The sequence below is a fragment of the Streptomyces misionensis genome, assembly GCF_900104815.1.
Taxonomy (GTDB): Bacteria; Actinomycetota; Actinomycetes; order Streptomycetales; family Streptomycetaceae; genus Streptomyces; species Streptomyces misionensis.
On sequence record NZ_FNTD01000004.1, the window covers coordinates 1 to 22390 of the forward strand.

A 22390-nucleotide genomic window follows, 5' to 3' on the forward strand; every position below is an offset into this window, starting at 1 on the left:
CAGGGCAACGTACGCACCGTCCTCGTCTCCACCGGCGCCACCGACCTGCTCAACTGCACCAGCGACGCCAACACCTGCGCGACGAAGGTCGAGAACGGACTGGCAGCCCTCAACAGCGAACTCACCTCGTACTACACCGACGACGGGCAGACTTTCCTCAACGGGGCGCGGGTGACCCAAAGCTCCAACCTCACCGTCTACCTCACCACCATCCCGCCGTTCACCGCCGCCCACCCCGGCACCGCCGCCCAGGAAACCGCCCGCGAACAGGTCAACGGCTACCTGCTCGACAACTACCCGATGCAGGTCATCGACTTCGCAGCGGCGGTCTCCACGGACGGCACGTCCACCTCATCAACCGTCAAGGCGGCCGACCTCGCCGGCGGCAACCCCTCCGACACGTACTACGCCGACCTCGCCGGCCTGTACCTGTACGACACCAACACCGATGTCGTCATCGCGCCGAACCTCATCGTCCCTGAAGCCACCGGCAGCGACACCCCCGACAACACGTGGGACCTGGCCGCCGACGGCACCGACGCACGCGGCGACAACCCCCTCACCGCGGTCGGAGGCGCGACCTTCAACACGGCCGGACCCGACGCCGTCAACGCCCCCGCCGCCGCCACCTCCTTCGACGGCAGCACCGGATTCCTGGAAAGCGACCACACCGCCGTCAACACCCTCGCCGACTACACCATCTCCGCCTGGGTCAAACTCGACTCGGCAACCGGCCCCGCCACCGCCCTCTGCGAGGGAACCAGCCAGCACCAGGCCTTCTACCTCGGCTACGACAGGAGCAACCAGGGCTGGATGTTCCAGACCACAACCACCAACGACGACAGCGCCGACTTCCCCACCGCAGAGGGAGACGCCGGCACCGGGGCCCTGGGCACCTGGACACATCTCCTGGTCACCTACACCGCCCCCGTCGACGGAGACGACACCACCGGCGTGATGTCCATCTACCAAAACGGCACCCTGATGGGCACCGCCACCAACCCCACCCCGCAGTACGACTCCTCCATGCCCCTGACCATCGGCGGCTGCGTCAACACACCCGACGCGACCTCCCCCTACAACGCCTTCCCCGGCTCCGTCTCCGACGTCCAGGTCTACCCGTACGCCATGGCGGCAAGCGAAGCGAGCGCGGACAGCGTGGTCGTCCCCTCCGGGTGGGACAACGGCATGCCCGAGGACGAGTGGAGACTCGCCTCGGACGGCACCGACACCGCCTCCCTCAACGCGCTCACCCCGTCCGGCAGCGTCTCCTTCAACTCCGACGCCCCCAGCAAACTGTCCGGCAGCACCGCGTTCGACGGCAGCACCGGATTCCTCAAGAGCAAGCAGAGCGGGGTCAACACACTCGGCGACTACACCGTCTCCGCCTGGGTGAAAATCAACTCAGCACTCGGCACCACCGCCATCTGCCAGGGCACCACACAACACCAGGCCTTCTACCTCTCCTACGACAAACCCAGCGCCGCCTGGATGTTCCAGACCACAACCACCAACGACGAGAACACCGACTTCCCCACCGCCGAAGGTGATCCCAACTCCGCGCCCACCGGCACCTGGACACACCTCGTCGCCGCCTACCGGGCGCCCGTCCCCGGACAAACCAACGCGGGCTCCATGGCCCTCTACCAAAACGGCACCCTCATGGGAACGGCCACCAACCTCAGCCCGCAATACGACTCCTCCATGCCCCTGACCATCGGCGGCTGCGTCAACAGCGCCTCGGCCACCACCCCCTACATGGCCTTCCCCGGCTCCGTCGCTGACGTCCACGTCTACCCGCGGACGCTGTCAGCGACCGAGGTCAGCGCACTCAACTGACCCCGCCACACCACCCGGTCCCCGCCGCTCCCGCAGAACGCGGCGGGGACCACTCTTCAGGCGCCGCCCACCGGCACGGAAGTCACAGCCGCATGCGGCATGACCTCTCCGCGGAACCAGCAACAGCACCCGGCCGTCCACTCCCCCGCCCGCGCCTTCCAAGCGAGGCCCACCGGGAACCCGGCCGGCCGATGTCCCCCAGCGGCGCCAATACAGGACAGCCGCGCTGCCGGCACCCGTGATCTCACGCCTCCGGACGGGGTCAGGCAGGCAAACCCCCGCCCGCTTCCCGCTCCCGCGGCCGGAGCACACCCATTCACTCGAACACGAGGTTTCACCATGCGCAAGGGAAAGCTGATCACTGGCGGCATCATCGCCATGGCCGTCGTCGGCGTCGTCGCAAGCGCCGAACAAAGCCCACACACGACGCAAACCGCATCCACCCAAGGCAGTGACACCTTCGACGAAGCACCACCCAAGACTGGAGCCGCACCAACATCGGAGGCCAGCACTTTCAAACTATGGGTCGCCCAGGAAGGCACCCCACCCGAGAAAACCGCGACCAGACACGTCACCCAACTCAGCGCCCACACCGGCAATCACAAAGTAGAGATACACACCGACTGGGACGGCCGCATCGCGAGCAGATACACCGCACAAGCCCAGCAAATCGCCTCCGCCTACCGAAACTGGCAGACCGGCACAGGCTATGCCCAAGTGACCGTATACGCCACCAACGGACAAATCCTCGCCATCCAGCGTTTCTAAGACAAAGCGACGCGACACGGGAACCCCTCGGCGTCGCCCCGGCCGGGGCCGTCGGAGTCGGTGGGTTGCCACGTCGCCCACTCGTTCTCCAGGTCCACGAACGCGCCGCGCAGCCGGATGCGGTCCTCGACCATCTGCTGGGCGATCGGCTCGGCCCTCAAGAGTCTGCCTTGCTTGGCGCTGACGGCGTCGATCACTCGTGGTGATCCACACCCGGTCGTCAGCGCCGAGGAAGCCGCCGATGACGTCCGCGGTGTCCCGGCCGCGACGACTGGGGTCGATCGACACGGCGCTCTTCTGCGGCTCGACCACAGTGATGCCGTCGCGGATGGAGCGCAGCAGGTCCCGGGAGACGAGCGCACCTTCGGACGGCTGCGGGTCGCCCTGCGACCAGGCGTGCCAGCCCCGCACCGTCCTCGGACCCGGCGAGGCACACCACGGTGGACTGGCGGTCCCGCGATGGCGGGATGCCCCTTTCGGCAGCGCGTGTCACCTCTACGGCAGGCGGCGTACGAAGTCCAGCAGCAGGGTGCAGAAGGCCTTGGGCTGTTCCAGGGGCGCAAGGTGGCCTGCTCCGGGGATGACCACGGGCTCCGGCGCGTCGAGGTGGTGGGCCAATCCCTTGCCTCCCTCGAAGAAGTCGGGCATGTCGTGTTCACCGACGCCGATGAGAGCGGAAACGGCGAGCGTGTGAAGTGCTTCCGTGCCGTCGCCGAGCGGGTCCGGCGCCTGCGTCGGCTCGCCGTGGGCGCGTTGTGCGGTCAGCCGGCCGCGGAGCATATGGGCCGCGTGAGCCCGTACATCGGCGGCTGCGTCGGCCGAGGTCCATGCCTCGACGCCGGCTGCGACCGCGGCGTCGAGGTCGCCGGCGTCCAGCGCTGTCCGTTCAGCGTCCCAGGCGGCCTGAAGACGCGGGGAGGCCGGCTGGTCGTGGGGCCGGTACCCGACCAGCACCAGGCCCTCGACTCGCTCGGGTGCCGTGACGGCCGTCTGGAGCGCGACCAAGGCACCCAGCGAGTTCCCGGCCATGACAAAGCGGTCGACCCGGAGGTGGTCGAGGGTGTCGAGTACGTCCGCCCAGGGAGCGATTTCATCGCCGCCGGGTACGGCTGCGCCGCCGTGTCCCGGCAGATCCAGGGCGATGGCCCGCATGCCCGCCTCGGCGAGCAGGGGAAGGTGGGCGCGCCACATGGTGCGGTCGGTGGGCCGGGCGTGCAGCAGGACGACGGGTCGTCCTCGGCCCGCCTCGTCGGAGGGAAGCAGCATGGCAAGCTCTTTTCTTCGGTTTCAACAGTGAGGAGTGCAGGCAGGGGGCGGTCCCGATGCGGGTCTCACGCCGCTGCGGTCAGTTCGTCCGTCTCGGCATCGCTCAACCGCAACGTTGCCGCCGCCAGGTTGTCCTCCAGGTGCGTGACCTTGGAAGTGCCGGGGATCGGCAGGACGACCTTGGAGCGGGCCAGGAGCCAGGAGAGCGCCACGTGGGACGGGCGGGCGTCGTGGGCGGCCGCGATCCGGTCGACCGGGCCGCCGGGGCGGGCCAACTCCCCTGCGGCGACCGGAGCCCAAGGGATGAAGCCGATGCCGTGCCGGGTGCAGTACTCCAGGACGTCGGCGGAGCTGCGGTCGGTAAGGTTGTAGCGGTTCTGCACGGTGGAGATCTCGGCGATCGCGCGGGCCCGCTCGATCTGGCCGACGGTGACTTGCGACAGGCCGATGGCGAGAACCTTTCCCTCGTCCTGGAGCCGCTTCAGCTCGCCGACCTGGTCCTCCAGCGGAACCTTGGGGTCGACACGGTGCAGTTGCAACAGGTCGATGTGGTCGAGGCCGAGTCGGCGCAGACTCATCAAAGCCTGCTGGCGCAGGTACTCCGGGCGTCCGACCGGTGGCCAGGCCGCCGGGCCCAGGCGCACCAGTCCCTCGTCGGTACGGAGCATGTCGGGTCCGTTGCGGGTCAGTCCAGCCTTGGTCGCGATCAGCACGTCGCCGGGGTAGGGGTGGATCGCTTCCCGGATGATCTCCTCGCTCACGTACGGGCCGTAGGAGTCCGCGGTGTCGATCAGTTGCACGCCGAGTTCGACGGCGCGGCGCACCACACGGACGCACTCCGGGCGGTCGTCGGGTTCGCCCCACACGCCGAGACCGGTCAGGCGCATGGCGCCGAAGCCGAGCCGGGCGATCTTCTTTCCGGCTATCTCGAAGGTACCGGCGGTGTCGGAGAGGGTGGTGGTCATGTTCAGTTGTCCCCGTCCGCCCGTGCGACGTCTTCTCGACGCCTCGGCCTCTCCCAACCGGCCGGGTCGTCCGCGTCGTCCGGGTTGTCCGAGTCGCTCGGGCCATCTGGGTCATCGACACAGTCCGGGCCGTTAGCGTCCTCGGTGGCCTGCTCGGACAGCCGGCGCAGCCGGATCAGGGCGTCGCTGTCCGCGCTGCCGGGCTCCGCGCTGTACACGGACAGGTGCTGTCCGGGGGCGCTGGTGACGGCGAGCGCCTCGAAGTGCAGGCGCAACTCCCCCACCCGTGGGTGCCGGAAGTGCTTGTCCTCGCGGGTACGGGGGCGGACCTCGTAGCGCGCCCACAGGTTCGCGAACGCGGGGCTGCGCACGCCGAGTTCGCCGACGATCCGCTCGATCCGTTCGTCCCGCGGGAACTGAGAGGACGAGGCCCGCAGGTTGCCGACCGCGATGCGGGCCGCGTGGTCCCAGTCGGCGTAGAACCGGCGGGCGAAGGGGTCAAGGAATATCATGCGCAGGAGGTTGTCGTAGCGGGCGAAGCCGCGGTACAGCTCACGCGCCATCGCGTTGGCCGCCAGCACGTCCTGCCCAGTCCCGACCACGAACGCCGGTACCTCGCGCATGCCGTCCATCAGCCGCAGCAGCTCCGGGGCGACGGTCGGCGCGGCCGTCGCCGTCCCGAAGACCGACAGACCGAGCCGGAAGAGATGGGCGGTCGCCGCGTCGTCGAGCCGCAACGCCCCGGCGATGGCCCGCAGCACCTGCTCGGACGGGCGCCGCTCGCGGCCCTGCTCCAGACGGATGTAGTAGTCCGTGCTCATCCCCGCCAACAGCGCCACCTCATCGCGACGCAGCCCCGGCACTCGCCGGGAGCCGTCGTCGGACAGGCCGGCAACGGCCGGCGAAAGGGCCGCGCGGCGGGCTCGCAGGTAGTCACCGAGTTCGTTCTCGCTCTCCATGCCCGCCACACTAGAAGTGCTGCGGGCCTCGGGGCGTGGGTGCGCTGCACCCACCCAGGAAGTACGGCCCGGCGTAAAGGGCCCGGCCCACGGCATCGGCCAGCCGGTCGAGGACGTCGCGGGCCGGCTGCACCAAGCCGGTGAACGACAGGAAACCGTGGACGGCGCCCCGGACCGGCAGGTATTCCACCGACACCTCCGCCTCCGTCAGGCGCCGGCCGTAGTAGTCACCCCGGTCGCGCAAGGGGACGTGCTCGGCGATCGCGATGACGGCAGCCGGCAGGCCGGTGAGATCCTCGGCACGGCCCGCTGCGGCGTCCGCAGCCCAAGCCGCGGCAACGGCGCCGTCGACGCCCGAGGTGAGCCCACCAACAGGGTCGTCAGCGGGCGGGGCACCGGACGCTGCGGCCACGGCCGGAGCGGAGCACTCTTCCGCCGCTCCCCCGGGCATCGGCTACCGGGGCGCGACCATGTGCCCGGCGGCCGGGGCATCGTCCCGCAGCGGCGGGCGGGTTGCGGGTGACGCGGACCGCGTTCAGCACGGCAAGGCTGGCGTCCCTGGCCCGCTCGTACCGACTCGACTCGCGGGTAGATCTGCCCTCAGCGCCGGGAAAGGGTCCCAGGTCTCTGCGCAGGGTGATGGCAGCGCGGCCGCGAGTTCGCGGGCTCGTCGTGCACTCCGCGCCTCCTGGTGGCGGGTCTCACAGAACATCTGCGTGCAGGCAGTCGTGGTGGCGGGTGGATCTGTGTGACGGTGGGAGAGACAACGAGACGGGCCGGCATCACCGGGGTGCCGGTCTTTGGGGAGTCGGGCGTTGCCCCCACCCCGGGCACCCGGCCCCCGCCATCGTCGCGTGCACCCCTCACAGGGGTGTTTCGCCTTTGGGCTCACCAACCCCCGGAAGGGGGGCACGCCCGCATGAACATCACCACCAGGATCGACGGCACCTTCGCACGCCTCTCCCCCTGCGGAGAGATCGACTTCGCCACCCTGCCCCCGCTGCGCGCCGCCGTCGACGCGCTGCCGCCACAGGTGACCGACCTGCAGTGGGACCTGACCCTCACGCCCTTCATGGACGTCGCCGGCCTCCACCTCCTCTTCACCCCCACCACCAGCAGCGGCCGCAAGCGCCGCGCGACCGTGACCGGACTGCACACACAACCGCTCTCCCTGCTGCTCATGGCAGCCGACGTGCACCCCACCGCCTTCGACCTCTCTCGACTCCTGCCCGACACACCCCCAGTCGGCCTCCGGCCATAAACGCTCGTTTCCCGGACGCGGGCGGCACCCTGAAGTCGTGTCACGGGACTCGGGCGAGTGCAGCGGGCCGTGCTGGCGTACGTGCTCCGTGAGCCCGGCGGCCGCAGCAGCATCGACAGCACCCCGCTGACCACCCCCGTCACCGGCCTCGCGCGCCGCCTACGGCACCGCGCAGCCCAGCAACGCCCAGCGCAACGCCATACGGCGGGTCGTACGCCGCCGGGAAGCCCACGGCCGCCTCAAGTTGCTTCCGACCGCCGCGCTACGACTGGCGCCTGGTGGTGTGCGGCCCCGCAGCAGAGGAGCGGCTCGGATGATCCACCTGCGCGAGCACCAGGTCACCGCGGTCGCCGCGATCCGTGCCTGGGCCGACCGCGCTGAACGCGCTCCCCGTTCCCCCCACCGCGGCGCCCGCGGCACCCTTGTCTCGGCGACCGGGTCGGGCAAGACCATCACCGCCGCATGGGCAGCACGAGACTGCTTCCCAACGGCCGGATCCTCGTCACCGTCCCGGCCTTGGAGCTGCTGGTGCAGACGTGGCGTCTGCTAGGTCATCAGGCGCCGATGGTTGCAGTGTGCTGCTGGGGAACGACCCGGTCCTGAACTTGCCGCGGCCCGCCCGCAGAAGGGGGCGACGATGGCGTCGATCGCATCGAGTACATCGGCGGAGAGCTTGGTGTCTGCGGCGGCGAGCTGCGAGTGCAGGTGGTCCAGCGTGCGAGGGCCGACGAGCGCGCTGGTCACGCCGGGGTGCGCGGTCACGAGGCCGAGCGCGAGCTGGATCATCGTCAGGCCGGCCTCGTCGGCGACTCCGGCCAGCCGTTCGACGGCGTCGAGCCTGGCCCGGTTGGAGGAGATGCTGGTGTCGAAGCGTTGCGGCATGAACGTTGAGCGACTGGTGGTGATCTCCCTGCCCTCGCGGATCGCGCCCGACAGCCAGACCGAGGCCAGCGGGCTCCATACCAGGACGCCGAGCCCGTACTGCTCGGTCACGGGCAGCAAATGGGTCTCGATGCCGCGCTGCGGGATTGAGTAGCTGGGCTGTTCGGTGACGTAACGGCTCAAGTGATGCCCCGGACCGACCGCTCCCCTCGGCCACTTCGGCACCGCCGAGGAAGAGGTCATGGCACTGGTAGACCGCTGGACAGAGCGTTGACATCGGCTTTGATCACCGCTCGCCGTCGCTGAACCGGGCCTCCGGATCATCTGCGGCAACAACGTCGTCGGACAAGTTCTTCGGGATGTGGAAGTAACGGCACGGGCCGGTCTGCTCGGCCGTCCCGAACGGCTGGCGGAGGGCTTCGTGCAGCGGGACGACCCACTCGTCCACCAGGCAGCCAGCCGGCCGACCGCCGCCGTCCCGGACCACGCACCAAGTAAAGTGCGCTCGCTGCGCACGGCGGCGCCCGCAAAGATCGGCCAACGCGCCGAGCAGGGAGACGTGGGCCCGCACCGCCACGGGCAGCGAACCGGCGGCCGTCGTACGCACGGCCGGGTCGGCGCAGTGGCCCGGGCGGCTGGCGTAGGCCTGCACCTGCCAGCCATCGACCACCTGGTGGTAGTCGTCGCGGTGGACCAGGATGTCGCGGGCGGCCTCGTCTCCCGGCCGGGTCTCCACGCTCCGGTCGAGTCGGCCGGCTCGGGCGAGCGCGGCAAGTTCGTCGGCATCCTCAGCGATCTGCTGCTCCTGGATGCGGTGTTGCTTGGCTTCCGCGGCTCGCCGGTCGGCAGCGAGCTCGTCTTGGACAACGGCGTCGGTCTCCGGGTCGTAGACGCCGCCGGTGGTGGCGAGCAGCTGCGTGATGTGCTTACGCACCGAGCCAGGTGCAGGAAGCCGGCATTCCGCCGGGGCGGCTACCGGGTCTCGGGACGCCGATGATTCCCGGCCCGTGCGGAAGTCTGTCTTTCGACAATCTTCTGGAAGGCGGCCTCATGACGACCCTGCACGACTTGCTAGAAGCCCACGTTGGTGCCGGTGCGCTGCCGGGAGCGGTTGGCCTCGTGGCCCGGGGTGACGAGGTCGAGGTGGTGGCCGTCGGCTCGCAGGACACCGGCGACGGCGCCCCGATGGCGAGGGACTCCATCTTCCGGGTCGCCTCGATCACCAAGTCCGTCACTGCCGCCGCACTGCTGATCCTCGTGGAGGAGGGCAGGGTCGCACTGGACGACCCGATCGGGATGTGGCTGCCGGAGCTGGGGAAGCCGGTGGTCGTACGCACGCCGGCGAGCCCGGTGGACGACGTGGTGCCGGCCGACCGGCCCATCACCGTATTCGACGTGCTGGCCTCCCAGGCCGGGTACGGATTCCCCTCCGACTTCACACTGCCGGCGGTGCAGGAGTTGTTCACGGTACAAAAGGACGGCCGGGTTCCGAGCAACTTTCCGCCGGCCGACGAGTGGTTGGCAGCGCTCGGCCGCATCCCGCTGCTGTACCAACCGGGCGCTGCCTGGCTGTACGACACCTGCTCCGTCCTGCAGGGGGTACTGATTTCACGGGTCACCGGACAGCCGCTGCCTGTGTTCCTGACGGAGCGGATCTTCGGGCCGCTGGGCATGGTGGACACCGGTTTCGAGGTGCCGGCCGCCAAACGGGGCCGGTTCACCAGCTTCTACAGGCCAGATGACGACGGCGGCCTGGAGCTCGCCGACGGCCCGGACGGCGAATGGAGCAGCCTGCCCGCGCTACCGCTCGGCAACGGGGGGCTGGCCTCGACCGCCGACGACTGGCTGGCCTTCTGCCGGATGTTGCTGGCCGGCGGGACGGCGGCCGACGGCCGGCGGGTGCTGTCGGCCGATTCCGTGCGCATGATGACCACCGACCATACGAATCCGGCACAGCGCGCCATCGGCCGACTGTTCCTGGACGGCCAGGGCTGGGGCTTCGGCGGCTCGGTAGACATCGACCGGACCAACCCGTGGAATACGCCCGGCCGTTACGGCTGGGTCGGCGGCACGGGCACAGCAGCGCACGTCATCCCGGCCACGGGTGCGGTCACCATCCTGCTGACTCAGGTGGCAGCGATGGGTCCCGTGCCGGCACCGGTGATCAGAGATTTCTGGCACTACGCGGCAAACGCCTGACACAGGCGTCCCACGCCCGCAGCCGCACGGTGGGCCCAGCTGACCGGGTGACGAAACCGGACCACGACGCATGGCTGTGCAAGCCCACCAAGAAACCTTGCCGAGGTGTGACCGGTTCGAGCGCGTCGAGCTGGGACTGGAAGTTCCTGCTGGGCTGTAGGGCAGCGGGCATGCCCGACCCTGATCGGCTTGCCCGCCCCGACGGCCGGCAGCGCCTCGACGGGCGGGCCCGGACTCCGGGGCCGCCCTGCTCCTCGGGCACGAGGACGTCGAGTTCCTCGCGGAGCGCGGGGACGAGGATGAAGCGGGCGGTATCGAGGAAGCAGCGTGCAGCCGGCCCTCTTGTCCGCGGTCTGGTGGCGGCCGGTAGCGGCCGTGGTCGAAAGGGGCGCGGTGATGGCCGGACCATAGCGGAGTCGCGGGCGGAGTCAGCAAACTCAGGACGCTTCGCAACAGCGTCCGCGACGCATGCGGGTTCTCGTGACTCAACTCGCCGGTCCGGGAGTTCAGCAGCACCTTCTGATAGGCGGCCGTAGACCGGCTTGGACGTGATCACGTCCGTCACGGGTGCCGCAGGACCCGCAAGGACCGCGAGAGCCGTCACGCGCCGCGGCAGTCCTGCGCGGATCAGAGCATTCGGTAGCGGTGCGCCTGGACCTCACGCCGGTAGGGCTCGGCGAGCGCCCGGAACGCTCCCCCGTCACCCGACCCGGAACGGGCCAGAGCCGATTCGATCAGCCCTATGTCTTCGCTTTGGCGGTGCGCCGGAAGTCCGGCTCTGCCCGCCCGCTCAGCGCAGCAGCGCGTCAAGGAACGGGCTGGACAACACGCGGTGGGGGTCGAGTCGGTCGAGGATCGCGACCGCCTGGTCCCAGCCCGGGCCGCCTCCGGCGCGCTGGCTGGCGGGGATGGCCCGGGTGAGGACGTCCGGGTCGGACCACGCGGCGGTGTCGCTGTAGGCCCAGCCCTTGGACCACTCCACGCGAACCGTCGCCCGGTCTCCGTCGAGGGCCAGGAGGAACTGTTCGATGTCGCGGTAGAAGCGGTGCAGGGCGGGTGTCGTCGGCAGGGAAAGGACGTCGATCCACACGGCGGTGTCGACGTCCGGCCGGTCGGGACGCGGCCGTAGGGCGGACAGCAGCGGGGGCCGCGCGCCGGGGACGCCGCACACGGACGGGTCCTCCAGACCGGTCACCCGGATCTCCACCTGGCCGTTGACCGGGTACTCGCCGCGCGCCGCGTACTGGGTGAGCAGCGTGCGGTAGAAGCCGGTGAACTGGCTGACCACCCACTGCAGATCGGCACGGCGGGTGAGGACGGCGTAGCCGTTGGCGGTCTCGCGCAGCGTGGTGGGCCGCACGTACTGCAGCAGGTTGCGGGAGGCCCCCCACAGGTCAGAGCGCAGACCGCCGGCCAGCAGGTGGGTGAGCAGGTCGCCGGTCAGCACGTCCCGCACGAGGGTCCCGGAGAGCAGGACGTCGGTGATGTCGCCGGTCAACGCGACCTTGGCCAGTAGGTACTGGACCTGTCCGAAGAGCGGCGCACTCGCCCACGCCCCGGAGACCAGGTCCCCGGCCAGCCGGGCCACCGGCTCGGGGAGGGAGTCGGAGAACGGGTAGTTGTACGGTTCGTCGACCGCGCGGGCGGTGAGCGGCCGCTTCGGGGCGACACTCCAGACCTTCAGCCAGGGGCAGTCGGTGAAGGCGAACCAAATCGCCTCGACCCGGCCGGTGCGGTCCACGAAGCCGGCCAGGGTCCGCGCGCCGGCCGGAGCACCGGGGGCGGCGAACAGCTCGGTGGCGGGGATGTCCAGAATGGACTGGCAGCGCAGGTGGTGGTCCGTGCCCACCCGCACGACGGCCTCAGTGACGAGCGAGCGGCCGAGGTGAGTGAGGAGCGCATCACAGTCGGGCTCGGCTCGGCCGACGGTCCGCAGGACGTAGCGGCCGGCGGCAGCGTCCCAGACGACCACGGTCAGCTCGGTGACCAGGTTGCTCAGCGAGCCGTAGCCGTGGCCTGACGACGGGCTCTCGCCGACGGCGGGGACGGCCGTGCCATGCGCGCCGATGGCAAGCGCGCCACCGACCGACAGATCGCCGGGTGCCGGCGCGGAGGCGACCCCGTATCCGCCCTCGCCGGCGAACGCGAGCAGCCTCTCCAGCGAGGCGCCGGCCTGGGCCCGGACCCGGGCCGACCCGTCGGCGGCCTGCTGCTCCAGCGACATCGCGGTGAGGTGTGCGGTGGTGTCCAGCAGGACGACCCGGGCCGCGGCGGGCGTGCCGTCGGCCACCGTGAGGGGGGCCCAGCCGTGCCGCTGCCCTTGCGCGCGGACGGTCCAGCCTGCGCCGTAGGCCCAGTTGACGACGTCGAGCACCTCCTGCGGGCTGCGCGGCGCGCACGTCCACAGCTGATCGGTACGGATCTCACCAGCCCAGTTCTCGTAGGCGCGCTGATAGACGTCGATCCCGGCCGGGAAGCCCGGCGGCGGTGCCGAGGCCGCGTAGGCGCTGCCCGGCCGGACCAGCCCGCGCAGCAACCAGACCGCGCCGCCCGCGGCGGCCGACGACGCGAGCAGCCTGCGCCGCGACAACCCGCCGCCCTGGTTCGAAGGACCGTCCGTCATCCCCGCACCCCTTGGCCCGCGCTCCGAACCGGCCCTGCCGGACCGGTCGGGCACGCACGTTACCCAGCAAAGAAGACCTCGCGGTCATAAGTTCTACCTATTCACTTGAACGAGTGAATAACCTGCGAACCGGCCCCTCCCGGCGAGGAGCACGTCCTGGCGGCCCTGAGCCCGGACACGCCCGTGGAGGAGCACCTGGCGGAGCTGGTGTGCGGCCTGGACGCGGGATGGAAGCGGATCGCCGAACGCCTTCAGGAGGCAGGGCCGGCGGCAAAGGTCTCGGTCTCCATCGAGGTTCAGGACGACGGGCGGACGAAGCTGACCGTCGACAAGCTCGGCGCGCTCGGCGAGCCGAAGTCCCTGACCTGGCTGCGCAAGCGGGTCGAGAAGATGCTCCCGAAGATCGACCTGCCGGACCTGCTGGTGAAAGCGGCGCCATCGCCGAAGTACTTCGGGTTCAAGCGGGGCATCACCTGGCTCGACGCCGTCAACGACCAGGTCGCGGGCATCGGGCAGATGGTCGACCCAGGAACCCCGTGCGACTCCCACCGACATGGCGTTCGACCCGTTCACGCACTGACCGGAGACCGAGCATCTGCTGCGGGTGGTCGAGCCGGTAGATGGCACCTACCGGCGGCAGATGAACCGGCAGCTCGGCGAGCTCGGCCTGGTCCTCAACGCCATTGGCCTCTGGACGACGACGTACATCGACGCCGCCATCGCCCAACTCCGCGCCGGCTGCAACGAGCCCGGGACGAGGACATCGCCCGCCTGTCCCCGCTCAAGCACCGCAACCTGAACCTGCTCGGCCGAGACGGCTTCACCGCCGGCGTCCCGGCCGCCGGCGCCCTGCGTCCGCTACGCGACCCCGGCGGGCCCGAACTGGACGAGGACGACGGCGGCGAGGAATGACCGCCCGAGGCCCTGCGGTGGTGGAGCGGACCCGCGCACGAGTCCTCACGGGCGGACCGTGAGGCCGTCCAGGGTGAGGTCGAGCAGGCGCTCCGCCTGCTGTCGGTGTTCAGCACCCGCCGAGGTGAGGGCGATGCCTTCCAGGGCGGCGGCGATGTCGGTGGGCTGGATATCAGTGCGGATCGCCCCGGCGGCCGTGCAAGCGTCCATGAGTGAGGTAATGGCGGCCTGGATCATCTCCCGGCTGTGGCCGCCGTCGCCGACCTACCACACCGCCGGCGAAGAAGACGCGCCCACCCCCAAAGCTGCCGGTCACCCTCGACATGCCGGGCAAGGTCGCCGACTCCCTCCGCACCACCGACCTGGAGCCCGCCGAGCGCGCCGTGCTCCACCGGGGACGCCCGTACGGCGCGGCCAGGCTGCTCCGTGCAGGCTGACACGCGGGACGAGCGGGTCGAGGAGTTGGAGCAGCCCCACCCCGTGCCCGTCATGCTGCCCGCTCAGGCGGGCGGGAACCGGTGGATGGCCCGCGCGGTACCCCAGTCTGCGCCGTGGGTCGAGGAGGCCCGCTTCCGAGCCCGCTTGAGGCAGCGAAGACGTTCTACTCGCTGCGTGGGCGTTTCCATGCTGCGCGCACGAGTGTGAGCAACTCCGGTGAGGTATCCGCTCTCGAGCCGTACGCGGGGTGGGGTGCCGTCGTCGCCATCCGCAGCGTCAGCGGCCAGGTCATAATGTTTCCCGCGTGCCGGGCCAGGTGCTCCGCGAGTGCGCCCGACCGGCGCCGGTTCGGAGACGCATCGCAGCGCGGGCCGCTCCTACAGCAACTGTCAACTCGGAAGGCCCGACCCATGAACGCAGCAGCCAGCACTACGACCGTCAGGATGAAGGCAGGCGAGACCGCCACCCTGAGTCGCGCCGCCGTCCTGGACGCATCCCGCACGGAACCGGACTACACCGCCTACGCCCCCAATGACGTCTGGGTCGTCGCCGACATCGGGGGCCGTCTCATCCCGGTGATCCCGTTGGTGCGCGCCGCCCTTGGCGCCGAACCGCACAACACCAATGAGGCTGAAGTCCGGCTGCGGGAACTCGGCTTCCAGATCTTCATCAAGCGCCTGTACACCCCGGGCGGACAACCGGTCCGGCTCACGCAGACGCAGCTCAGGGACGCCCGCCCGTAATCAGTCTGGGAGTGGTGTCCGACCTCGCGCCCCTGTCCCGTGCGGGCCCCACGGCCACCGGGACGCCGTAGGCGCAACGGCCTTCATTCCTTCCGGGCGGGCCGCGACCGCAGTCGCACCCACGCCTCGTGCACGCCCGTCGACACAACTGACCGCGGCGGTGCGACCGATGGACCATCAGGTGCAGTTCCCCACCTGTGGACGGACTGCTGCCCTTCTTGCTCCGTCCCATTGTGCGAGGGCTGCCAGCCGTCTCTGGAACGCCGCCTGAGCCCCGGCCAGTTCTTCGCGCACATCGGCTGGACGCATACTGCCAAGCGCGGCATCCGCCGCTGCTTTCTTGAGGCGTCGCCAGCAGATGAGGCTGCATGCCAGGGAGACGAAGGCCTCGTGGAGTTCGAGGTGTCGTTCCCCTACCGGTTGGCCACGAGGAAGTCCTCCAGGATCTCGACGAACCGCGCCGGCTGCTCCTCGGCCGGGTAATGGCCGCAGTCGTCGAGGACTACTTCCGTGACGTCGTCGGCAGCCAGCCTCATCGTCTGAGCGGCACCGGCGCCGCTCCATAGCGCGCCGCCCACGGCGAGTACCGGCAGCGTCAGCCGGGTCTTGCTGCGCTGCTCGTTCTGCGTGATCGTCTCGTCCAGCGCCCGGTAGTAGGCGAAGCTCGCGTGCAGCGCGCGAGGATCCCTGGTGATCGCGTCGACATAGACGTCGACGGCGTACTCAGGGATCGCGGTCCGCGTGGCGGCCTTCGTGGCGAACTGCCAGCCGAAGAAGAGCCGCTCCCGTCCCCGGACCAGTTCCTCGTTGAGGTCGGGGAGCCGGTTGAAGCCGAACTGCCAGAGCTTCAGGTTGACCGCAGCCGGGCCGAAGAACGGCGGGGACGGCGTGAGTCCGGGGATCAGTGCTTCGAGGATGGCGAGCCGGCCCACCAGCTCGGGGTGATCGGCGGCGAGGGCGTATGCGGTCCACGTACCGATGTCGTGGCCTACCACGTCGAACCGGTCGTGCCCGAGCGCGGCCATCAACGCGACCAGATCGGCGGCCAACGTGCCGGCGTCGTACCCGTCGTCGGGCTTGTCGGAGAGTCCGGCTCCGCGCGAGTCGACGGCGACGACGGTGTGCCGGCGGGCGAGCGCGGGCATCACTTCCCGCCAGGCGTACCAGGTCTGGGGCCACCCGCCGATCAGGAGCAGCGCCGGGCCGTCCCCGCCGGTGACCGCGTGCAGCCGCAGCCCGTTCACCTCTACGAGCTGGCTGGTGAAAACGTCAAGGAATCCGTCAGGCAGGCGCAGCGAACTCAAGTTCGTCATGCGGCGACCATATCCATCTTTGAACGATCGGTACAAGATGTGTAGGCTGATGGACCATGGCAGGCCGCAAGCAATTCGACGTGGACGAGGCGCTACGACGCGCGATGCTCGTCTTCTGGCGCTGGGGTTATTCGGAGGCCTCGGTCGATCGCCTGGCCGAGGGCACGGGCCTGGGCCGGGGCTCGCTCTACGGCACCTTCGGCGACAAGAGCACCCTTTTCCGGAAAAGCCTCCAACGGTACGCGCAGACCTACCAGCCGCTGTACGACCAGGCCTTGTCCGGCCCCCACCCGAGCCCGAGCGCCGTTGTGGCCGCCTTCCTGCAAGTCTCCCTGAACCGCATCGCCGACCCGACGGTCCCGGATGGCTGCCTGCTCACGGTGTCGGCAACACAGTTCCCGGCGCTTGACGCGGAGGGCCGGGCGGTGGTCCGCGCCATGATTGACGGTTTGCGGGCGAGGCTGGAGCAGGCGTTGCTGGCGGCGGGGGCCGGCGAGCAGGAGGCGGCCGAGCTGGCGTTGTGCACGCTGGCGACGAACAAATCTCTGGCGGTGCTGAGCCGTGCCGGCTTCTCGGGCGAAGACCTGGCAACCGTCGCCGCAGCCGCCGCCAAGAATGGCCAGGCTGTGCCGGATCGACCGGCCGAACCGTCGGGACCGCGATAGACGGGAACGACTCCGCAGCGACCTTGGGGATCGTCTCACCGGGGGAAGAAGCCGACCGGAGCCGCCTCCATCTTCGGGCTCTTGGAACTCGTGAGAGGTCATGGGTGGCCATGCCAGGGAGACGAAGGCGTCGTGGAGTTCGAGGCGTCGTTCCCGCCGGCTGGCACGGCGTTTGAACTGGTGGAGGAGGGCGAAGGACTGCTCGCCGAGCACGGCCACCGACGCCGGCCGGTGGCGCCACCCTGTCCGGTACCGCCCGCGTCCGCAGCGATCTTGCAGTGGACGATGTACCGCTTATTTGCAGTACCGCCCGATCGTAGTCGTATCACCCTGTTTGCGATGGACTGGGCGGGGCATACGGGACTCACCGCGAAAGGCGGATAAATCGTCAACCACGGCAGGAGGCGCGTCTGCCATGTCGGCTGGTGAGAAGGCCAAGGCCAAGGCCGAGCAGGCCAAGGGAAAGCTCAAGAGGGCCATGGGACGAGCCGCCGTCGATGACCCGATGGTCGCAGAGGGCCAGGCGGAGAAGTCCAAGGGTGACGCACGCCAGGCCAAGGAAAAGATCAAGGACATGTTCAAGCGCTGACCTCTGGCGCTGCTCGTGAGTGCTGGGCCTTCACCCCGACCACAGGGGTGGAGGTCCAGCCCTGTTCCGCAGCCGTCGCGGGACCGCCCGGACTGCCTTTGGGCGGGACGGCACGCCACATCTTCCGGACCAGCGCCATCCTGCTGCTGGCCTTGCCGACAAGCCTGCTCCGCCACAGCGCGAACGGCCTGCCTGCCGTGGTCGGCATGACGACGACTCCTGCGGACGGCCCGCCGGTGCCGCTAACAGGTGGTCCTGCCTGACGGCCAGGATCTCACCGCCCGCCTGTGGGCCCGGCGCCAGACGCCGTACGGCTGGCTGTACGAGGTGGGGCTGCCCGCGTACCGCAACACAGAGAACGGCGACGTCCAGGTGGCTGAGTACCGGGTGTGAGCGCGCGCCCGCGAGTACGTCCGGCCGGTCGACGGCGTCTCCTACGACGTGGTGCCCACCGAGCGGCTGCCGCCGCCGTCGGCGGTGCGCGAGGCACTGGGACCGCGCCGCCCCTTGGGGTGGGTGCTGCAGCCGACGGCCGCGGGCCTGGCGGCGCCGTGCTCCACGCCGCCGACCGCACCGAGGCCCCGGAGAACGCGCCTCTGCTGCCCCCGGAGCGGGCGCTGGGCGTCGCGGAACAGCCCGGCACCCGCCTGTGCTCCTGTACGGCGCGGCGTTCGCCGGACACCCCCAGGACCGCCGACCCACCGGCGGCGGACTCGGCGCCCGGGATGGACCCGATGATCGCCTGCGGTGTGGAGGTAGGGGTTGTCCTCCTTGCCGCTGGGTCGGGCTGGGTGAAGCGGCCGAGGCCCGGGTCGTAGTAGCGGGTGCCCACCTTGTACGACCCGCAGGGGTCGAGGCTGTTGGGTGACGGTGCCGGTGCGCGTCTCGCCGTAGGGGCCGTAGGTGTAGGCCGTGGTGCGCTTGCCCGTGACGCCGACGCGGCGGGGTCCGTGACCGACTGACGGTCACGGACTCCGGTCGGCCCGCCGCCGGCCGCTCGGTCAGTGGGGGTCCTCCCGGGAGGCCGCGCCGACCGCGACGGGCAGACCAGGACCGTGCCCGTCCGCGTCACCCTTCTGCCGGTCCGCCGCCAGCCGTTCGCCCTCGATGTCGAGGTCGGGCAGCAGTCGGTCCAGCCACCTCGGCAGCCACCAGCCCGACCGGCCCACAAGCGCGAGGACCGCGGGGACCAGGGTCATCCGGACGAGGAAGGCGTCTATGAAGACGCCGACAGCGAGGGCGAAGGCAATCGGCTTGAGCATGGTGCTGCCGCCGGGGATGAAGCTCGCGAACACCGCGAACATGATGAGGGCGGCTGCGGTGACCACACGGGAGACGTGGCGTGAGCCGGCGAGCACGGCCTCGCGCGGAGCAGCGCCGTGGACGTGTGCCTCGCGCATGCGGCTGACCATGAACACCTCGTAGTCCATGGCGAGTCCGAACAGCACCGCCATCACCAGGATGGGCAGGATGCTGACGACCGGACCGGTCTCGGCGACGCCGAGCGCGTTCGCGAGCCAGCCCCACTGGAACACGGTCACGACCGCGCCGAAGGTGGCGGCCACCGACAGCAGGAAACCCAGGCTGGCCTTCAACGGAACGATCACCGAGCGGAAGACGAGCATCAACAGCAGCAGGGACAGACCGACGACGACGAGCGCGAAGGGAATCAGAGAGCTCGCCAGCCGGTCCGAGACGTCGATGTTGACGGCGGTCGTACCGGTTACCGAGACCTCGGCCTGTGTCTGCTGTTGCCAGGTGGGGGCTTCGTCGCGGATGTGCTGGACGAGGTCCTTCGTCTTCTGGTCCGAGGGGCCGGTCTTCGGTATCACCTGAATGACGGCCGCGTCATGGTGGTCGACGACCTGGGGCTTGCCGACCGCGGCGACGCCGTCGGCGGCCTTCAGGTCCTTGACGAGGGCGGCGGCGGCCGCTTGCGGGTCCGCGGCCCGGGAGATGTCGGCGTGGACGACCAGCGGGCCGTTGAATCCGGGGCCGAACTTCTCGGAGACGGTGTCGTATGCCTGCCGCTGGCTGCTGCCGGCTGGTGCGGATCCGTTGTCGGGCAGGGCCAGTTGGAGATCCCTTGCGGGGGCCGCGACGGCGAGCAGACCGATGAGGACGGCCAGCAGGGTGAGCAGCGGCCGGCGGATGGCGATCCTGCCCCAGCGTTCGCCCATCGTGCGGCGCCCGCCGTGCCCGCCGTGCTGCCCGTTGCTGTGCGCGGCCTGCTCGCGGCGGGCGGCGCGTGAACCCGGCCTGGGCCGCAGCCGTTCACCGGCGAAGCCCATCAGGGCCGGCAGGAGCGTGGTGGAGACGCCCACCGCGATGAGGACGGCACCGGCGCCCCCCAGACCCATCACTGTCAGGAACGGGATGCGGACGACGGCGAGCCCGCACAGCGCGATGATCACGGTCAGGCCGGCGAAGACGACCGCGCTGCCCGCGGTGGCGGTGGCGCGGGCGGCGGACTCCTCGCTGTCCATGCCGGTGGCGAGTTGGGAGCGGTGGCGGGAGAGGATGAACAGGGCGTAGTCGATACCGACCGCGAGGCCCAGCATCGAGGCCAGGGACGGGGCGGTGCTGGAGATGGTCAGCACGCCGGTGAGCGCCGAGAGGCCGAGCAGGGTCACGGCCACACCCGTGATCGCCGTCAGCAGCGGCATACCGGCGGCGAACAGCGAGCCGAACGTGATCGTGAGGACGACGAGGGCGACGGCCACGCCCATCAGTTCCTTGGTGTGGCCCGTGCTCTTGCTGCTGCCGTAGGCGGATCCGCCGACCTGGACGGTCAGTCCGGCGTCCTTCGCGGGCCGGGTGGTCCGTTCCAGCGAGGTGAGGCTGTCGTCGTGGAGGCCGGCTCGGCTGACCTGGTAGCGGACCTGGCCGAGGGCAGCGGTGCGGTCCGGCGATATGACCTTGCTCTGCATGGGGTCGGTCACGCCGACGACCTGCGGAGCCTTGTCGGCCTTCGCCATGGTGGTGTTGACCGCCTTGGAGTACCGCGGCTCGGTGATCTTATGCCCCTCGGGGGCGACGAAGACGATCTGCGCGCTGGTCCCGGCCGCCGAGGGCAGCTCCTTCTTGAGGGAGTCCATCGCGGTCTGGGCCGATGAGCCCGGGACGCTGAACTCGTCGTCGGTCGAGCCGCCGAACGCGACCACACAGGTGACCACCGCGGTCAGGATCAGCAGCCAGGCGGCCAGCACCGCCCGGCGGTGCCGGAAGGCACCGCGGCCGAGCCGGTAGAGGAGGGAAGCCATGGAAAACGTGCTCCTTGAGGGGGATTTACGGGATGAGCGGCACGTTCGGGGAGGAATCCGCGTACGGGGCCGGGTGGGTGCGGGGCAGGCGTGGAAGGCGGCGTGGCCGCCGCTCGGGATGGGCCGGAGGCCGTCGTCGGTGACCTCGAACCGGCGCGGTGCCGGCTTCAGCGAGAGGTCGGTCAGGGCGACGGTGCGGGTGACCCTGGCCGTGCCCTGCGGCGCCGCAGCATCGGGGAGAGGCTTGCCGGCGAACGCGGGCCGGGTGTGACGCGGATCGCCCGGCCGGCCAGGACGGGGGGTGAGGGGGACGGTCAGGGCACCGACGCGGCCGGAGCGGACGAGCAGCTGCCCATCTGCGGGATCGAGGACCACCACGCTGTTCAGGCGACTCGCGTCCGCGCCGGCCAGGGAGCCGGAGTCGAGACGGACACGGTGGACGAACCGATCACACCTGCCTCCCCGCTCCGGTGCACCTCACGGCAGGCGGGCCTCGACACCGAGGCCGGTCATGTGACGGGCGGGCACCCCGGGCGCCGTCAGCTCGACATCCGGGAAGGTGCCCCGTGCCAACTGCCCCAGCGCAGGTGTGGCGCCCAGCCCGACCACCGGCCTTCGCGCCGAGGCGTCTTCCGGCCAGGGCCGCGATCCGATCGGCGATGCGGTGCCGGACCACCGTCCCTGCCGCACGGGCGCACGTGGCCAGGCCGGAACGGCGGCCGCAGCGACTGCCGTGCGGCGACGCAAGCGGGGCCTGGGGACCCGCCCACCAAAAACTGTCATGACTGACACGATACACATATTGTCAGTGCTGACACTTTTCCTGGGTGGGGCTGCCGAGCCCGGCTGCCGGACGTGCCAGGATGAACGCGTGGAGGAGCAGAGCATGCAGGAGATGGGCAGGCGGGACCGGAAAAAGGCCGCCACGCGCGGCAGCTTGCTGCGTGCGGCCACCCAGATGTTCGCGGAGCGCGGCTACCAGGAGACGACGGTCAAGGACATCGCGGCGGCGGCCGGCGTGACCGAACGCACCTTCTTCCGTTACTTCCCCTCGAAAGAGGACCTGGTCTTCGCCGAGATCCTCGACTTCATTCCGCTGCTCGTGAAGGAGATCGCCGGCCGCCCGGCGAGCGAGCCGCCCTACACCGCCGTCCTCAACGGCCTGCTCGCCGCGGCCGAGGGCCTCGACGGCGGCTTGGGCATCCTCTTCGTCGGCGCACCGCCCCGCGCCCTGTCCACCGGCGCGCGGCGCACCAGCGTGCTCGCCGGCTTCGAGGACGGCATCGCCGAAGCACTCGCCGACCGTCTCGCACACCGGTCACCGGACGAACCGGCCCGCACCCCCGCCCTGCACATCTCCGTCCTGGCCCGCGCCTCGGTCGCCGCCGTACGCAGCGCCCTGATCGACTTCACCACCCGCGACAACGCACCGACCGGGCCGCCCCCCTCGGTCGAGGACTTCACCCACCTCCTGCACGAGGCATTCGCTGTTCTGTCCAGCGGCGGAGTCTGAGGGGACGCGCTGCTCTGCTGCCACGGGGTCGGGGCGAGTCGACGCGCGGCTGCCCGCTCGGGCTTCGGACGGCACGCAGGCCATCCTCGGAGTCACTTTGCCGACGGACACCGTTGGCGGTGGCCAGAGCCGGCTGGGGGGAACGGTGAGGCAGCCGCCCCGTGTTGCACGGCAACCACGTGAGGATCACGT

At 70.4% G+C, this 22390-nt stretch carries 20 protein-coding genes and 4 pseudogenes; 12 read left to right on the top strand and 12 right to left on the bottom strand.

From position 1 onward, the window contains the following. Both BLW85_RS01265 and BLW85_RS38735 read left to right on the top strand, forming a co-directional pair. Nucleotides 1–1839, top strand: a 1839-nt coding sequence (locus BLW85_RS01265) for a LamG-like jellyroll fold domain-containing protein (RefSeq protein ID WP_143060396.1), incomplete at its 5' end; no start/stop codon positions are given. A 339-nt stretch (nucleotides 1840–2178) separates the two neighbouring features. Further along, the gene (locus tag BLW85_RS38735; RefSeq protein ID WP_143060397.1) at nucleotides 2179–2607 is read left to right on the top strand and encodes a hypothetical protein; all 429 of its coding nucleotides are present in this window, start codon (nucleotides 2179–2181) and stop codon (nucleotides 2605–2607) included. Here BLW85_RS38735 and BLW85_RS39710 read toward each other — a convergent pair. The 5 genes from BLW85_RS39710 to BLW85_RS01290 all read right to left on the bottom strand — a co-directional run bounded on the left by BLW85_RS39710 (nucleotide 2604) and on the right by BLW85_RS01290 (nucleotide 6209). Then, the gene (locus BLW85_RS39710; RefSeq protein WP_208624805.1) at nucleotides 2604–2768 is read right to left on the bottom strand and encodes a hypothetical protein; all 165 of its coding nucleotides are present in this window, start codon (nucleotides 2766–2768) and stop codon (nucleotides 2604–2606) included. The two genes, BLW85_RS38735 and BLW85_RS39710, sit on opposite strands and share 4 nt — an antisense overlap. 334 nt (nucleotides 2769–3102) lie before the next feature. Next, entirely contained in the window at nucleotides 3103–3873 is a 771-nt protein-coding gene (locus tag BLW85_RS01275) for an alpha/beta fold hydrolase (protein ID WP_074990132.1), read from the bottom strand. 65 nt (nucleotides 3874–3938) lie between these two features. Next, nucleotides 3939–4838, bottom strand: a complete 900-nt coding sequence (locus BLW85_RS01280; RefSeq protein WP_074990133.1) for an aldo/keto reductase — start codon at nucleotides 4836–4838, stop codon at nucleotides 3939–3941. Nucleotides 4839–4840: 2 nt separating this feature from the next. Continuing rightward, a complete protein-coding gene (locus BLW85_RS01285; protein ID WP_079172575.1) occupies nucleotides 4841–5797 on the bottom strand; it encodes a helix-turn-helix transcriptional regulator in 957 nt (318 codons plus the stop codon). A 10-nt stretch (nucleotides 5798–5807) separates the two neighbouring features. After that, entirely contained in the window at nucleotides 5808–6209 is a 402-nt protein-coding gene (locus BLW85_RS01290; protein ID WP_244174783.1) for an alpha/beta hydrolase fold domain-containing protein, read from the bottom strand. A gap of 507 nt (nucleotides 6210–6716) precedes the next feature. On the opposite strand from BLW85_RS01290, the gene BLW85_RS01295 reads away from it, so the two are divergent. Together BLW85_RS01295 and BLW85_RS01300 are read left to right on the top strand one after the other, a co-directional pair. Further along, a complete protein-coding gene (locus BLW85_RS01295) occupies nucleotides 6717–7058 on the top strand; it encodes an STAS domain-containing protein (protein WP_074990134.1) in 342 nt (113 codons plus the stop codon). A gap of 313 nt (nucleotides 7059–7371) precedes the next feature. Further along, nucleotides 7372–7660: pseudogene (locus BLW85_RS01300) on the top strand (DEAD/DEAH box helicase family protein); the annotation flags it as partial. 25 nt (nucleotides 7661–7685) lie between these two features. Here the strand turns inward: BLW85_RS01300 and BLW85_RS01305 are convergent. Continuing rightward, nucleotides 7686–8129, bottom strand: a pseudogene (locus BLW85_RS01305) (aldo/keto reductase); the annotation flags it as partial. 97 nt (nucleotides 8130–8226) lie between these two features. Beyond that, nucleotides 8227–8874: a hypothetical protein gene (locus BLW85_RS01310; protein ID WP_074990135.1), complete on the bottom strand. Its 648-nt coding sequence runs from the start codon at nucleotides 8872–8874 to the stop codon at nucleotides 8227–8229. Nucleotides 8875–8990: 116 nt separating this feature from the next. Here BLW85_RS01310 and BLW85_RS01315 point away from each other — a divergent pair, with 116 nt between their 5' ends. Next, nucleotides 8991–10139 carry a serine hydrolase domain-containing protein gene (locus BLW85_RS01315; protein ID WP_074990136.1) on the top strand — a complete coding sequence of 383 codons (1149 nt, stop codon included), beginning with the start codon at nucleotides 8991–8993 and terminating at the stop codon, nucleotides 10137–10139. A gap of 790 nt (nucleotides 10140–10929) precedes the next feature. Here the strand turns inward: BLW85_RS01315 and BLW85_RS01325 are convergent. Next, complete coding sequence (locus BLW85_RS01325) at nucleotides 10930–12762, bottom strand: cholesterol oxidase substrate-binding domain-containing protein (protein ID WP_070027674.1); 1833 nt, start codon at nucleotides 12760–12762, stop codon at nucleotides 10930–10932. A 144-nt stretch (nucleotides 12763–12906) separates the two neighbouring features. Between BLW85_RS01325 and BLW85_RS40705 the strand changes: the two are divergent. Continuing rightward, nucleotides 12907–13674, top strand: a pseudogene (locus BLW85_RS40705) (Tn3 family transposase); the annotation flags it as partial. Nucleotides 13675–13719: 45 nt separating this feature from the next. Here the strand turns inward: BLW85_RS40705 and BLW85_RS01335 are convergent. Further along, a pseudogene (locus tag BLW85_RS01335) lies at nucleotides 13720–13926 on the bottom strand (SbtR family transcriptional regulator); the annotation flags it as partial. 596 nt (nucleotides 13927–14522) lie between these two features. On the opposite strand from BLW85_RS01335, the gene BLW85_RS01340 reads away from it, so the two are divergent. Next, the gene (locus BLW85_RS01340; RefSeq protein ID WP_143187830.1) at nucleotides 14523–14855 is read left to right on the top strand and encodes a hypothetical protein; all 333 of its coding nucleotides are present in this window, start codon (nucleotides 14523–14525) and stop codon (nucleotides 14853–14855) included. A gap of 413 nt (nucleotides 14856–15268) precedes the next feature. On the opposite strand, the gene BLW85_RS01345 is transcribed toward BLW85_RS01340, so the two are convergent. Further along, nucleotides 15269–16168 (bottom strand): alpha/beta fold hydrolase, encoded by a 900-nt coding sequence (locus BLW85_RS01345; protein WP_208624806.1) that lies wholly within the window; start codon nucleotides 16166–16168, stop codon nucleotides 15269–15271. Nucleotides 16169–16224: 56 nt separating this feature from the next. Here BLW85_RS01345 and BLW85_RS01350 point away from each other — a divergent pair, with 56 nt between their 5' ends. The 4 genes from BLW85_RS01350 to BLW85_RS40710 all read left to right on the top strand — a co-directional run bounded on the left by BLW85_RS01350 (nucleotide 16225) and on the right by BLW85_RS40710 (nucleotide 17815). Next, the gene (locus BLW85_RS01350; protein WP_074990139.1) at nucleotides 16225–16833 is read left to right on the top strand and encodes a TetR/AcrR family transcriptional regulator; all 609 of its coding nucleotides are present in this window, start codon (nucleotides 16225–16227) and stop codon (nucleotides 16831–16833) included. Nucleotides 16834–16965: 132 nt separating this feature from the next. Then, nucleotides 16966–17217 (top strand): hypothetical protein, encoded by a 252-nt coding sequence (locus tag BLW85_RS38740; protein ID WP_143060398.1) that lies wholly within the window; start codon nucleotides 16966–16968, stop codon nucleotides 17215–17217. Between the two features lie 31 nt (nucleotides 17218–17248). Then, nucleotides 17249–17422 carry a CsbD family protein gene (locus BLW85_RS01355; RefSeq protein ID WP_070027679.1) on the top strand — a complete coding sequence of 58 codons (174 nt, stop codon included), beginning with the start codon at nucleotides 17249–17251 and terminating at the stop codon, nucleotides 17420–17422. Between the two features lie 249 nt (nucleotides 17423–17671). Then, nucleotides 17672–17815 (top strand): hypothetical protein, encoded by a 144-nt coding sequence (locus BLW85_RS40710; RefSeq protein WP_341867927.1) that lies wholly within the window; start codon nucleotides 17672–17674, stop codon nucleotides 17813–17815. Nucleotides 17816–17856: 41 nt separating this feature from the next. Here BLW85_RS40710 and BLW85_RS40715 read toward each other — a convergent pair whose 3' ends face one another. Continuing rightward, entirely contained in the window at nucleotides 17857–17982 is a 126-nt protein-coding gene (locus BLW85_RS40715) for a hypothetical protein (protein WP_341867928.1), read from the bottom strand. 441 nt (nucleotides 17983–18423) lie between these two features. Further along, nucleotides 18424–20685, bottom strand: a complete 2262-nt coding sequence (locus BLW85_RS01370) for an MMPL family transporter (RefSeq protein ID WP_074990141.1) — start codon at nucleotides 20683–20685, stop codon at nucleotides 18424–18426. An 871-nt stretch (nucleotides 20686–21556) separates the two neighbouring features. Here BLW85_RS01370 and BLW85_RS01375 point away from each other — a divergent pair. Next, a complete protein-coding gene (locus BLW85_RS01375; protein WP_074990142.1) occupies nucleotides 21557–22198 on the top strand; it encodes a TetR/AcrR family transcriptional regulator in 642 nt (213 codons plus the stop codon). Nucleotides 22199–22390 lie beyond the last annotated feature (192 nt).

What these genes read in the sequence shown, in the direction of transcription:
- BLW85_RS01275 (WP_074990132.1), bottom strand. Translation starts at nt 3,873, where the DNA reads ATGCTGCTTCCCTCCGACGAGGCGGGCCGAGGACGACCCGTCGTCCTG.
- BLW85_RS01355 (WP_070027679.1), top strand. Translation starts at nt 17,249, where the DNA reads ATGTCGGCTGGTGAGAAGGCCAAGGCCAAGGCCGAGCAGGCCAAGGGA.
- BLW85_RS01370 (WP_074990141.1), bottom strand. Translation starts at nt 20,685, where the DNA reads ATGGCTTCCCTCCTCTACCGGCTCGGCCGCGGTGCCTTCCGGCACCGC.
- BLW85_RS01340 (WP_143187830.1), top strand. Translation starts at nt 14,523, where the DNA reads ATGAACGCAGCAGCCAGCACTACGACCGTCAGGATGAAGGCAGGCGAG.
- BLW85_RS01315 (WP_074990136.1), top strand. Translation starts at nt 8,991, where the DNA reads ATGACGACCCTGCACGACTTGCTAGAAGCCCACGTTGGTGCCGGTGCG.
- BLW85_RS01350 (WP_074990139.1), top strand. Translation starts at nt 16,225, where the DNA reads ATGGCAGGCCGCAAGCAATTCGACGTGGACGAGGCGCTACGACGCGCG.
- BLW85_RS01285 (WP_079172575.1), bottom strand. Translation starts at nt 5,797, where the DNA reads ATGGAGAGCGAGAACGAACTCGGTGACTACCTGCGAGCCCGCCGCGCG.
- BLW85_RS01325 (WP_070027674.1), bottom strand. Translation starts at nt 12,762, where the DNA reads ATGACGGACGGTCCTTCGAACCAGGGCGGCGGGTTGTCGCGGCGCAGG.
- BLW85_RS38735 (WP_143060397.1), top strand. Translation starts at nt 2,179, where the DNA reads ATGCGCAAGGGAAAGCTGATCACTGGCGGCATCATCGCCATGGCCGTC.
- BLW85_RS01345 (WP_208624806.1), bottom strand. Translation starts at nt 16,168, where the DNA reads ATGACGAACTTGAGTTCGCTGCGCCTGCCTGACGGATTCCTTGACGTT.
- BLW85_RS01280 (WP_074990133.1), bottom strand. Translation starts at nt 4,838, where the DNA reads ATGACCACCACCCTCTCCGACACCGCCGGTACCTTCGAGATAGCCGGA.
- BLW85_RS01295 (WP_074990134.1), top strand. Translation starts at nt 6,717, where the DNA reads ATGAACATCACCACCAGGATCGACGGCACCTTCGCACGCCTCTCCCCC.